At 71.1% G+C, this 12,221-nt stretch carries 9 protein-coding genes; 3 read left to right on the top strand and 6 right to left on the bottom strand.

Going from position 1 to position 12,221, the window contains the following annotated elements; translation table 11 throughout:
- Positions 1 to 95: 95 nt before the first annotated feature.
- Positions 96 to 965 (top strand): alpha/beta fold hydrolase, encoded by an 870-nt coding sequence (locus JIG36_RS36905; protein ID WP_438870784.1) that lies wholly within the window; start codon positions 96 to 98, stop codon positions 963 to 965.
- On the opposite strand, the gene JIG36_RS36900 is transcribed toward JIG36_RS36905, so the two are convergent.
- The 6 genes from JIG36_RS36900 to fxsA all read right to left on the bottom strand — a co-directional run bounded on the left by JIG36_RS36900 (position 952) and on the right by fxsA (position 10,098).
- On the bottom strand, positions 952 to 1,776 hold the full coding sequence (locus JIG36_RS36900; RefSeq protein ID WP_203381086.1) for a hypothetical protein: 825 nt from the start codon (positions 1,774 to 1,776) through the stop codon (positions 952 to 954). The genes JIG36_RS36905 and JIG36_RS36900 overlap by 14 nt on opposite strands.
- A gap of 11 nt (positions 1,777 to 1,787) precedes the next feature.
- A complete protein-coding gene (fxsT, locus tag JIG36_RS36895; protein WP_203381085.1) occupies positions 1,788 to 5,672 on the bottom strand; it encodes an FxSxx-COOH system tetratricopeptide repeat protein in 3,885 nt (1,294 codons plus the stop codon).
- A 9-nt stretch (positions 5,673 to 5,681) separates the two neighbouring features.
- Positions 5,682 to 6,719, bottom strand: coding sequence for a hypothetical protein (locus JIG36_RS36890; protein ID WP_203381084.1), 1,038 nt, complete (start codon positions 6,717 to 6,719; stop codon positions 5,682 to 5,684).
- Between the two features lie 67 nt (positions 6,720 to 6,786).
- Positions 6,787 to 7,641 (bottom strand): AAC(3) family N-acetyltransferase, encoded by an 855-nt coding sequence (locus JIG36_RS36885; RefSeq protein ID WP_307873055.1) that lies wholly within the window; start codon positions 7,639 to 7,641, stop codon positions 6,787 to 6,789.
- On the bottom strand, positions 7,638 to 9,932 hold the full coding sequence (locus JIG36_RS36880; protein ID WP_203381083.1) for an FxsB family cyclophane-forming radical SAM/SPASM peptide maturase: 2,295 nt from the start codon (positions 9,930 to 9,932) through the stop codon (positions 7,638 to 7,640). Before JIG36_RS36880 ends, JIG36_RS36885 begins: the two co-directional genes overlap by 4 nt.
- 1 nt (position 9,933) lies before the next feature.
- Complete coding sequence (fxsA, locus tag JIG36_RS36875; protein ID WP_203381082.1) at positions 9,934 to 10,098, bottom strand: FxSxx-COOH cyclophane-containing RiPP peptide; 165 nt, start codon at positions 10,096 to 10,098, stop codon at positions 9,934 to 9,936.
- Positions 10,099 to 10,427: 329 nt separating this feature from the next.
- Between fxsA and JIG36_RS36870 the strand changes: the two genes are divergently transcribed.
- A complete protein-coding gene (locus JIG36_RS36870) occupies positions 10,428 to 11,381 on the top strand; it encodes an AraC-like ligand-binding domain-containing protein (RefSeq protein WP_203381081.1) in 954 nt (317 codons plus the stop codon).
- A gap of 13 nt (positions 11,382 to 11,394) precedes the next feature.
- On the top strand, positions 11,395 to 11,856 hold the full coding sequence (locus tag JIG36_RS36865; protein ID WP_203381080.1) for a cupin domain-containing protein: 462 nt from the start codon (positions 11,395 to 11,397) through the stop codon (positions 11,854 to 11,856).
- The last annotated feature ends 365 nt before the right edge of the window (positions 11,857 to 12,221 follow it).

Here is a 12,221-nt window from a genome sequence, read left to right as displayed (position 1 = left end):
CGACGGCGGAACGGTACCGCGCCCGTACGACAAAACCGCGGCTACCATCGATGACTGTCCGTAGACAGACAGTCACTCTCGGGATGGAGACCGCCGTGAGATCCCGTTTCGAGATCGACGTCGACGGCCGGGTCCTCGCGGTCGAGGTGTCCGGCGCCCCCGACGGCGCCCCGGTCTTCCTGCTGCACGGCACCCCGGGTTCGCGCGGCGGCCCCAAACCCCGCAACAGCCTGCTCTACCGCCAGGGCATCCGGCTCATCAGCTACGACCGCCCCGGGTACGGCGGCTCCACCCGCCTGCCCGGCCGCCGCGTGGCCGACGCCGCCCGTGACGTCAACGCCGTCGCCGACCATCTCGGGGTCGAACGGTTCGCCGTCGTCGGCCGCTCCGGCGGCGGCCCGCACGCGCTGGCCTGCGCCTCACTGCTGCCGCACCGGGTCGAACGTGCGGCCGTCCTGGTCGGTCTCGCGCCCTCGGACGCCGACGACCTCGACTGGTACGGCGGCATGTCCGAGACCAACGCCCGCAAGCACTCGGCCGCCGACCGGGGCGCCGAGGAGCTGATGCAGGAGATGCGCGCCCTCGTGGAGCAGACCGCGGCCGACCCGGAGAGCCTCATCGAGGAGCTGCGCACCCAGATGTCGGGGCCGGACCTGCGGTTCATGCAGAGCGTCATGTACCGCCGCCTGCTCGTGGCCAGTTACGCCGACGCGCTGCGCCTGGGCCCGTACGGCTGGGTCGACGACGTGCTCGCGTTCCGCGGCGACTGGGGGTTCGCGCTCGACACCATCGTGCCGCCGGTCCGGCTCTGGCACGGCGCCCACGACACGTTCTCGCCGGCCAGCCACAGCCGCTGGCTGGCCGAGCGGATCCCCCGGGCCGAGGTCGTCGTGCAGCACGGCGCGGCCCATTTCGCGGCCATGGAGGTGCTGCCGCGGATGCTGGCCTGGCTCACGACGGCCTGAGGTCGGGCCCGGTCACCTCCTTCTCCACGGCCTCGCAGAGCTCGAGCAGCCGGTCGATACCGCGCAGGTGCTCGATCGCGGCGTCGCGCAACCGGTTGGCCCGGGTCACGTTGCGCACGGTCACGGCCGGCCGCGTACGGAAAAGCTCGTGCGCGGTCGCCATGATCTGCCGCTGATGCGCGAGCGCGGACTCCAGGTCGATCCACAGCCGGGCGAAGTCGGCCGACTCGTCGATCGGGTCGCCGTTGCGGTCCCGCTCGTCCAGCAGGTTCTGCAGGTGGGTGCCGAGGATCCGCAGCCGCGCCATGATGTGCTCGTAGAACAGCCACTGCTGGGAGTCGGTCTGCGCGTGGATCGTGCGGGCGGCCTCGTTGGCCAGATGCACGTCGGCCAGCGCGCCGTTCTCGGCCTTGACCGCCCGGGCGAAGTCGTTGGTGCTGGCCGACACCTCCTGCTCGACGTCCTGGATGCGGCCCACAGTGTCCCGCACGGCCACGGCCATCTGCTTGCGCAGCGCGCCGTAACGCCGGTCCAGCCGCACCCGGTCGATCTCCTTGACCTGATACTCGGCGAGCCGGCCGATGATGACCAGCGCCACCGGCAGGGCGACCATGCTGCACACGATCTCGGCGATGATGTTCGAGGTGAACTGCAGGCCACCCCACCAGTTCCGGGTGTCGGCCACGACCGCGAGCACGACGCTGACAAAACCGATTCCCCATACCCAGTACGCGAACCGGCGCAGCACCGGAGGGGCGGTGCGCCACGCCGAGACGACCAGCGAGGGCACCGTCACGCGGGATTCGGGCATCAGGGGCCGTCCTAGAACTGGTGGGGGTCGATCATGCGGAAGAGGTAGCTGCGGTTCTCCAGCCCGGCGATGATCGGGTGCTCGTCGCCGAGGCGGGTGGCGGTCCGCGCGCGCAGGGCGGCGACGCGGTCACCGGCCGTACGGTCGCCGAGCATGCCCTCGATGAACGCGAGGTTGGCCTCGAAGCGCAGCATGTTGGGGTGTTCCGCGCCGAGCACCCGGCGCGTGTTCTGGGCGATCGCGAGCAGGCTCTCCCGCGCGCGCCGCAGGTTCTCCTCGCCGCCGTTCACGTCGAGCGGCTCGGTCCGGCAGATCACCAGGTTCATCTGCGACGACAGCGAGTAAGGGTGGTCCGGTCCGAGCACCTCGGTCAGGCTCTCGGCGGCGAGCGCGATCAGGGCCTGCGCCGAATCGAACCGGGCACAGGTCCGCTCGGCGATGGCGAGGTCGTTCATGCAGACCAGCGCGTACGGGTGCCGCGCCCCGAGCCGTTCGCGATAGAACTTGAGGATGCCGCGCAACTCCCCCGCGGCCCGCTCGGCGTCACCCGACATCAGCACGCTCAGGGCGAAGCTGAGCCGGCACTGCACCGTGTCGGGGCTGTCCGGGCCGGTCAGTTCGGCCAGCCGCAGGTAGGCGTCCTGGTGCAACCGGACGGCCTCGTCGACCCGCCCCAGGCTGCGCAGCGAGACCGCGTAGTTGGCCTGGGTGGTCAGCGTCGCCCGGGTGTCCGGCCCGCGCACCTCGATGTGGTCGCGCAGCACCTGTTCGAGCAGCGCCGCCGACCGGCTGAAGTCTCCGGTGTCCCGCCAGTCGCGGGCCAGGCAGGCCGAGCTGGCCAGGGTGTAGATGTGCGTCTCGCCGTTCAGTTCGCGCCGCCGCGCCACCACCTGCTCGTCGTGCTCGGCGGCGAGCCGGAACTGCCCCATGAGCCGGTAGGAGACGGCCAGGTTGTTGCGGGCGTTGAGGGTGCGCGAGTATTCCTCGCCGTACTCCTCGCGCCAGGCGTTGTACGTCTCGATGTCCAGCTCGAGGGCTTCCGGATAGCGGCCCAGCCCGCGCAGGTCGGCCGCGTAGCCGCCGCGGGTCATCAGGATGTGCGCGTGGTTGGCCGGCAGGAGCTGCTGCTGTTCGTCCAGCACCTGTTCGTCGACCTGGCGGGACAGTTCGAACTCGCCCTGGTCGCGGATCAGGTTGGCCATGTTGAACCGCAGATGGAGCAGCTGCCGGTGCAGAACCCGGGCCTGCTCGGCGTCGGTCAGATCGGCGAGCTGGGCCGACCAGACCTCGCTGGTGCGTTCGGCCCGCTCACGCCCGACGGCCGCGTCGCCACGCATGTAGTAGTAACGGACGCGGTCGATCAGCAGCTGACGCACCGACTCGTCGGCGCTGTGCACCGCGCCGGAGGCGTCGAGGTGCGGCCAGAGCTGCCGGAACCGGGGCCAGTGCTCCTGGGCCTCGATCTCGGCGTCGGGCCGGGCCTTGGCCAGCACCTGGTGCACCTGCAGGCGGGCCTCGGCCAGTTCGGCGTCGGTCATCCGGTCGCGGACGACATTCTGCACGACCCGGTGGATGAGGATCTGGCCGCCGCGGTCACCCTGACCGGCCGAGGCCGGGCGCGGGTCGAGGCGCAGCAGGGCGAGCCGGTTGATCTGCTGCACCAGAGCGCCGCGCAGCAGCCGTTCGGACAGGGCCGGGTTGTACGGCTTGAGGTATTGCGCCATCTGGTCGCTGTAGACCAGGTCGAGGGAGATCTCCGGGGCCATCACGCTGCACAGCTGGAACATCCGGTAGGCGGCCGGGTCGCGGTCGCGCAGCCGGTTGAGCGAGAGGTCCCAGGTGCGCGCGATCGACCGGTCGGTGGCCTCGAGGACGGCGGTCGGGCCCTCCTGCCGGATCAGGCGCAGGTATTCCTCGACCTCGGTGCCGGTCTCGGCCAGCCAGGCGCCGGCCGCCGCCACCGCGATCGGCAGGTCGGCCAGCTGCTCGGCGATCAGGTCGGCCTCGGGGCGGGTCAACGTGGACACCCGCTGCACCAGGTGGTCGATGCTCTCGTCGCGGGTGAACACGTCGACCTGCAGCGGCTGCGTCTGCTCACCCCACGACAGGTTCCGCGAGGTGATGAGCACGTGCCCCGGCCCGTACGGGATGTAGTTGCGCACGGTCTCGGGCTCGTCGGCGTTGTCGAAGATCATCAGCCAGCGGCGCTTGTCCCGGCTGAGGTCCTGCACGACCGCGCGCACGTACTCCGGCCCGGAGAGCTCGGTCGTGACGTGCAACGGAACGCCGAGGTCGCGCAGGGAGCTCTCCAGGCTCTCGTCGGTCGCCGCGTTCAACCAGGCCACCACGTCGTACGCGGTGCGGTAGCGATGGGCGTACTCGATCGCCATCTGGGTCTTGCCGACGCCGCCCATGCCCTGCAACGCGATCTGCTTGGTCTCGGCCAGCACCACGGCCGCGCCCCCGCGCAACTGCTCGCGGAGCCGCCGCAGCCCCGCCTCGCGGCCGGTGAAGCGGGCGTTGCGGGCCGGCAGGTTCACCACCAGGTCGGGCTCGCTGCCGGGGAAACGGGGCGCGCCCGAGAGCAGGGCGTCGGTGTCGGCGATCGGCCGCCCGACCAGGTCGAGGATGCGTTCGGCGGCGATCGCGGCGCCCACCCCGGCGATGTCGGCGGCGTTGGCCGGGGCGATCCGCTGCCAGCGGGGCACGTCGGCGGTGTAGATCGCCCGCAGGTCGGGATCTTCCGGACCGGCGGTGCCGGCGTCGGCCCGCGAGATGATTTTCAGGCGCTGAGCGTTCCCCGCCGGCGCGTCGCCGTCCGGCCCGGTTCCCACCCGTACGACCCGGAACCCGGCCGCCACCAGCAGGTGCTCGACCCACTCGTGCCAGACGTGGTCGACCCCGGTGCCCGAGAGCAGCACCACGTCGGCCTCGGAGAACGGTTTGCGCTCGAAGCGGGCACTGATCTGGGCCCGCACGGCCGCGGCCATCGGCGGCAGCGCATCGACCGCGCCCTCGGTGATGTGGCCGACCAGGGCCTCGTACGCGCTGAGCAACGTCCCGCTGCTGCCGGGCACGTCACAGAACGCGGCCAGGGTTTCCTCGTACGCGTAATACGCCTGATAGGGGACCTGGACGCCGAGCCAGTAGGCCGTCCGGTCGCTCTCGCTGAGCCCGCCCGGCAGCCCCGGGAACTGTCGCATGGCGACGGTGCGCCCGATGTCGGCCTTGCGCTTCTCGGCCGGGTCGACCCGCATCGGCACCGGCAGCACCCGGATCTCGCGACGGCTCAGCAGCTGCCGGGCCATCTGGGCGGCGCCGTCGATGCCCTGCTCGCTGAGCGTGAAGCAGTCGACCAGAACGTCCGGCAGGTGACCGGTGCAGATGCCGGCGATGTCGCTGTGCCCGGTCCGGCTGTCGATCAGCGTGTAGTCGTAGTGCTCCTTCATGTCGGCCCGCATGGCGTCGAAGAACCGCCCGCCGTCCTGGTGCGCGTAGAAGTCGTCCCAGTTCACCTCGGTCAGAGCGCCCGCGTACTCGTGGTTCTGCTGGCCGGCTGAGAGGTAGTCGAGGGTGCCGCCGCCGGGGAACTCCCAGTCCAGCGAGAACGCGTGCCGTCGGACCGAGGCCGAGCGCCCGATCCGGCCCGGGGTCCAGTCGGCCCGGGTGGTCTCCCACTCGTACTGGCGGATCATGTCGATCACCCCGCGGGTGCTGGCCAGCACGCCCTGGTCGACGAACGGGGTGAAGAACCGGTGCAGGCCGGGCGATTCGAGGTCCCAGTCGACGGCCAGCACGCGGTGGCCGTTGGCGGCCAGGATCCAGGCCACGTTGGCCAGCGCCATCGTGCGGCCGGTGCCGCCCTTGTAGGAGTAGAACGTGATGACCTGTCCCATGCGGACTCCTCACCCCCCGTCGCGCCGGGCCAGCCGCAGATAGTTGTTGCGGGCCCGGTGGATCGCCTCGTCGATCACCCGGCCGAACTCGGGTGCGTTGCGGGCCAGCCGCACCCCGTCCGGCGCGAGCATGCGGGCCTCGTCGGTCAGGGCCCGTACGGCCTCGGCCTCGTGCTCCTCGGAATCACGGCCGATCACCAGCACCACCGAGATCCACGCCGGCAGCCGCTCGAACAGGCGCTTGATCTTCTGCCGCGCGACCGGTTCGTCGAGGGCGATCGGGTCGAGCAGGACGACACCGGCCGCCCGCGGCACCCCACCGGCCGGAATCGCCGGCGCGGTCAGATAGTCGACGAGCTCGGGCAGCAGGATGAGCCGCTGGGCGGCGCGGCGGGCCCAGTCGCCCAGCACGCCCGGCTCGGGCCCGAACGGCGCCCACTCGGCCCCGGCGCCGGGACGCCGCACCAGATAGACGATGAAGCGGGCCTCGGGAGCGCCCGGCTCCTGTGTGGGCTCACCCCGGGTCCACTCCGGAGCCTGGTCCGGGTTCTGCGCGGCGTGCACGATCCGCTCGGCCAGCAGCTGGACGAGCTGGCGCAGTTCGACCGCGTACGCGTTGAGCCGGCACAGCGCCGCCATCCCGCAGTCGGCGTATTCCTGCACCGAGTTGCCCAGCGACCGGGCCTGGGCCAGCCCGCCGACGGTGCGCGCGGGCACATAGGTGTCCCAGAGCACCGGATGCACGAACGGCAGCTCGCCCGGTTCGGCCCGGCGGTAGAGGTGGTCGCTGAAGTCGGGCGGCGGGTCGTGCAGGAACTCGCGGGTGTAGAGCGGCACCAGCACGCGGACCCCGGGAGGGGAACCGGCCAGGGCCAGCCGGGCCTCGCCCTCGGTGGCGAAGAAGAGCGAACCGGGACGCAGGCCGGGCACCGGTTCGGCGCGGCTGCGCACCTCTTCGTCGAGACGGCGATAGAAGCGCTCGACCCATTGATTGGGAAACGGGGTCCGCGCGTGGATCAAGGAAAAGTAGAGGTCGGGTCGGTTCACGACCAGAACCCGATCAATGCACGGAGGGCAGGTCGGATTCCCTCAACGCGCACGTCGACTCCCCGGGCTAGGGCGATTCTGCTGCGATCCCGGATCCAGCGTAATGGGCCCGTACCACTCTGTCATCGTCCACTTTCGCGGCGGACGACCGTCGATTCGTCCGGAACCATTCGGTGGCCCGGTCCACCGCCTCGACCATGGGAAACACGTGTACGGCGGCGGCGCCGACCCGGCCCGGAACCGCCCACGGACGGGTCAGAAGATCCTTTCCGGCCTGCTCGAAATCGGTGTCGTCCAGCGCCGGAGCATCGAATTCCTCGCGCCGGCGACGACCGTTGTCGGCGACGAAGCAGGAATATCTCATGATCCTCGGCTCGAGACGGTACTCGGCGAGATGCAGCGCGGTGCACTTGTCCATTCCCACACCGAGCAGCAGAATCGTCGCCCGCCGGCGGTAGAGCGCACCCAGAGGTGATCTCTCACCGAGGTGACAACGCAGATCATGAATGCGGACGACGTCGGCCGCCGCCGGGCCGAGCGCGGCGAACGAGGTCTGCGGATGCCGGCTGCGGCGGGCGTCCGGGTGCCGGCGGACCTCCTCGGCGAGCGTCCCCACGCCGTACGACGCGGTGGTGGCCGGGTCGAAGCCGGGCATCGCGGCCTCGTAGCGCGTCCGCTGCTCGACCGTCATACCCGACGTGGCGGCGCGATAGACCGGGCTCGTCAGCGAGTTGTCCGGCGTCAGGGCCGGAACGACGACCGTGCCGGCCGGACCGATCACCTCGCGCAGAGCGGCCAGCAGCGTGGCTGCCCCGCCGTCGATCCACCCGACGCGGCGCATCGCGCAGTGCACCAGAACCGTGCCGCCCGCGGGCAGGTCGAGGCCGGCCAGGTCGGCGACGAGCGCGTCGCGGCCGATCACGACTCCCAGCCCTCCACCGTGGCCGCCATGGTGTCGACGAACTCGGCCCCGAGCGGGGTGAGAGCGTCGGTGCCCCGCAGCGCGGCGATCGCGTCGGTCGTCCAACGGAGATATTTCGCATACGACTGGTCGTTGCCGTCTCGCACCCGCCAGACGTCGGCGACGGCCGCGTGCGCGTAGACGCCCTGCAGAGCCGCCTCGACCGGGCGTGGATCCGGCCGCCAGCCCACCATGACCGTCGCCTCCGACCGTGCGTCGTAGAGGTCGCAGAGGTCGAGCAGCGCCCCCAGCTTGGCGTGCTGGAACTCGTGGACCAGCAGCACGGCCAGGTCTTCGGGGCCGGTCAGGGCGGCCGCGAGCGAGCCGAACGCGTCGCGGGCGGTGGACGCGCGCTGGGCTCCGGACGGGTCCGGCCGCAGCGGCACAACGACCTGCAGGCCCGTACGCAGGGCGGGGGCGTAACCCGGCACCTCGGCCCGGATCCACCGCCAGGCCTCGGTCAGCGCCGACCGCCAGGCCCGTTCGGCCGCGGCGTCGAGCCGGCCGGCCGGAGTCCAGCGGTGACAGTCGCGAGCGGGATCGCCGTCCTCGAGCCGGACACCCCAGTCGTCGAGGGGCACCCACCGCGCGGGTTGCCAGGCGGCGTCGGCGGCCGGGTGGGCGAGGTCGGCCGTGATCGTGCCCTCCGGACCGGCGACCCACAGCTTGCCCTGTTCGGCCGTGAGCCGGGCCGGGCCGTTGACGCCGGGCGGGCCGTGGAGGGTGCCGACCGTGGGCAGGGTGACGACACCGTCGGCGATCTCGACGTCGACCTCGACCGGGGTCCCGGCCCGCACGGCGGCCGCGGCGGCCAGCGACCCCAGGTAGGAGAGCGTGGCCGGGCCGCTTCCGGGTCGCAACTGGTCGACCGCCCACGACCGCACATAGGGGTGGGCGAGCACCGCCCGTATGGAATCGGGGTGGTCCGCCTCGAGATCGGTGAGCGTCCGCCAGGCCGGGGTCGCGCCGTGCTGGTCGATCGTCGCGTAGAGCAGGGCCCGGGTGATGGACCGCTGCTGCTCCACCAGCCAGCCGATGGTCCGCTCGTCGCCGAAACCGGAGGCGATCCGGGCGACGAGGTCGGTGGGCACCGCACCGGAAGCCTCGGACTGGGTGGTCGCGTGCATCGTGGTCTCCTCGTTGCTCCGGTCGATCAGAGCACGCAGGTCGGCACAGTAGACGGACGGATTGTCGAAGCCGTGGCCGCTGCGGTATCGGTGGGCGTAGAGGCCGCCTCCGCACTGCCGCACCACCGGGCACTCACGGCAGATGGCGCTCAGGCCGCGCACGCCGGTCTGCCGGACGGCGACCGCGTCGAGCCGGGAGACGTCGTCGACCGGGTGGGTCAGCACGCTCAACCCGGTGGCGGGAGCTCCGTCGTACGCGGTCTTGAGCGAATCGGCCTGCTCGTACCGGCCGTCGGTCTCGATCACCACCACGTCGACCGTGTCGGCGCCCAGCTGTTCGCTGCCGCTGGGCCCGCCCTCGGCGGTGGAGCGCAGACCCTCGAAGAGCCGCACCCGCACCGGACGACCGTCGGCCAGCCACCGCCGATGGATGGTGGAGAGCCAGGTCGCGTACGGCGTGGGGTCGTCACCGGGCCGCAGCGGCGGGTCGTCCCATGTGGCGTGCGGAAGCAGGAAGTCGATGCGCGGCGGCTGCTCGGCCAGCAGCGCCTCGTAGACCCGCTCGGGGTCGTTGCGCACGTCGATCGTGCAGAGCAGGCCGGCGTAGAGCTCCCGGTAGGGCCGCGACCGGAGCAGAGCCAGAGCCGCCCGTACGTGGTCGAAGCTGCCGGAGCCGTTGGCGAAGCGCCGATGGAGGTCGTTGGCGGCACGGTCACCGTCGAGCGAGACGCCGACCCGCACGCCGTGCCGCAGGAGCACGTCGCACATCTCGGGCCGGAGCCGGACGCCGTTGGTCTGCAAGGTGAGCTCGAGACGGGTGACGGCCTCGACGGGGCCGCGGATCTCGGTGAGGTAGTCGTCCATCCGCTGCGGGCCGAGCAACAGGGGCTCGCCGCCGTGCACGATCACCCGCACCAGCGGCAGGGCGTGCGCGACGGCGTGCTCGGCGATCCGGCGGACCGCGGCCCGCAGCACGTCCCTCGACATGGCCCGCGGTTTGGTCCGCCAGCTCTGGTCGGCGTGCTCATAGACGTAGCAGTGGTCGCAGGAGAGGTCGCAGCGGCCGTGGACCTTGAGGACGAACTGGCTCAGCGGGTGCGGGACACCACCCGCCGAGACCGGCATGTCAGTGCGCGGACTGGAAGGCCGCGACGTCCAGTCGTCGCAGCAGCGTCTCCTTGTCGACGATCCGTCGCACCACGCGGGCGGCCTGCTCGGCCCGGATGTCCCGCAACGGAGTCGAACCGATCGCGGCCAGGGGCTCGGCGAGCGTCTCCGTTGTCGCGTTCACGGTCTTCACGGTGTCTCCAGGATCGTTCAAAAGTATCGAGCTCGCGGCCGGCCGCTGCGAGTCCTAACGAGTGACGCCACGGGCGAGACTCGTGTAAAAGATGCTGTTTTGTCCGGTTTCAGGGCACTCGGAAGCGCAACGCCCCGTTCGCGCTAAGCATCGCACAGGGCTCCCACCGCCCGGACGCCTTCCAATGCCGCCGAATCGTAGTGTCGATAGCGGTCCAGGGGAATGGCTCATCCAAGATCCGCGAGCACACGGCCGCGCCGGCGACGAAGTGGACAAACTCGGCGCCATCCGCGGGCGCTCCCGCACCGTATCGTTGGCCGATGGTCAGCAACCTCGATGCGGTCCAGGACGAACTGGCGGCCAGCGGATTTCCGCCGCTGGCCAACAAGCTGGCCGGGAGGGGTTTCCGGGCCCGGATCGCCACGCGCGACCTCGGCCCGCTGCGGCTGGTCTCCCTGGCCACACCCGAGAGCGCCTGCGTCGGCCGCGAGCGCGACGCCCGCGACGGCGAGAATCTGGCGGTCAAGGTGATGACGCGGGGCCGGACCCGGATCGGGCAGGGCCGCGGCGAGGCCGAGCTCGGGCCGGCCGACCTGGTGCTGCTCGACCCCACCCGAGGGGTGCGGTTCGAGAGCACCGCCTCGGCGCACGTCACCATCCTGGTTCCGCGCCGCGAACTGAGAATCCGCCCCGCCCAGGTCGACCGGCTCATCGGCGTACGCATCGACGGCAACAACGGTCCGGGCGCTCTCGTCTCCGCGCTGGCCCGCGAATCGGCCCGGTCGGTGACCGGGTTCCGCGCCGGTGACGCGCTGCGGTCGGCGGCGGCCGTCGTCGAGCTGATCTCGGTCGCGCTCGAGGCCCGGCTGGGCGACAACCGGCCCGGCCCGGACGAGCGGCTGCGCGACCGGATCACCGGCTACATCGAGGCCCGGCTGGCCGACCCCGGTCTTTCCCCGCCCGGCATCGCCGCCGCCCACCACATCTCCGTACGCCGCCTGCACAAGCTCTTCGAGGACCAGCCGCTCACGGTCGCGGCCCTGATCCGCCGTCGCCGCCTGGAACACTGCCGGGCCGAGCTGGCCGGAAGCGGACGGACGATCACGGCCGTGGCCGCCCGCTGGGGATTCGCCGATCCCACACATTTCAGCAAGCTGTTCAAGGCGACGTACGGCTACACCGCCCGCGCACTCGTGACCAGCAACAGTGCACGGACGACCAAGACGCTCACGGCCCCGCCGGAACAGGATGGTGGTCGTCAACAAACGCGATAGCGGGGAGAAACCCATGGCGCAGGTATCCATCGTCCGTCCCGGCGAGGGCGAGATCCTGGAGAGCGGCCCGGCGCAGATCCGGATCCTGGAGAACGGCGAACACACCGAGCACCGCCTGGGATTCGCCGAGATCACCATCCCGCCGGGCTTCCCGAGCCCGCTGCAGCACCGCCACGCCCAGCACGACGAGGGCTTCTACGTGCTCCGGGGAACCTTGCGCTTCACAGTCGGCGAGGACAACTACGACGCCGGCCCCGGCACCTGGATCATCGTGCCGACCGGCGCACCACACACCTTCGCCAACCCCGGCACCGAACCAGCGGTCATGCTGAACACTTTCACGCCCGACCTCTACATCCAGTACTTCCGCGACTTCAAGGCCCTGATCGACTCCGGCCGCCCCATAAACGCCGAAACCATGAAGCCCCTCTGGAGCAACTACGCCACCGAAATCTCCAACGATTACGCCAAGTAATTCATGGGCGGGGCTAAGGGCTGGGGTCTCGTTTTTTCTCGTCGCGTAACCAAACGCAATGGCCGAGCCGCTCGCACCGCGCGCTCCGGAAGCTCCGTTTTCACGTCGCGTAACCAAACGCAAAGCCCAAGCCGCTCGCACCGTGGGGGTCTGGGGGCTCGGCCCCCAAGCAGAAATGGCGAAGAGGCCCCGGTCCGCGCGTTCCGCGGACAGAGGCCTCCTGACTCGTAGCGGGGACAGTGTCCTGGCTCAGCACATCGGAATAGGGTGTCTCGCGTCATCGGAATAGGTATGTCTCCGGACATCGGCATGGCGTCGTAGCCGCCCGGTCGGGTGGTTGCAGGGTGCGGCGTGTCCACACGCCG

Origin of the sequence: Paractinoplanes ovalisporus (genome assembly GCF_016834655.1) — a bacterium.
GTDB classification, from domain to species: domain Bacteria; phylum Actinomycetota; class Actinomycetes; order Mycobacteriales; family Micromonosporaceae; genus Actinoplanes; species Actinoplanes ovalisporus.
The sequence above is the reverse complement of the archived record's forward strand: the minus strand, read 5'-3'. Positions and strand labels throughout refer to the sequence as shown.

Bases quoted from the DNA above. Each gene is read 5' to 3' on its own strand.
- JIG36_RS36865 (WP_203381080.1), top strand. From the start codon at position 11,395: ATGGCGCAGGTATCCATCGTCCGTCCCGGCGAGGGCGAGATCCTGGAG.
- JIG36_RS36870 (WP_203381081.1), top strand. From the start codon at position 10,428: ATGGTCAGCAACCTCGATGCGGTCCAGGACGAACTGGCGGCCAGCGGA.
- JIG36_RS36900 (WP_203381086.1), bottom strand. From the start codon at position 1,776: ATGCCCGAATCCCGCGTGACGGTGCCCTCGCTGGTCGTCTCGGCGTGG.
- JIG36_RS36880 (WP_203381083.1), bottom strand. From the start codon at position 9,932: ATGCCGGTCTCGGCGGGTGGTGTCCCGCACCCGCTGAGCCAGTTCGTC.
- fxsT (WP_203381085.1), bottom strand. From the start codon at position 5,672: ATGGGACAGGTCATCACGTTCTACTCCTACAAGGGCGGCACCGGCCGC.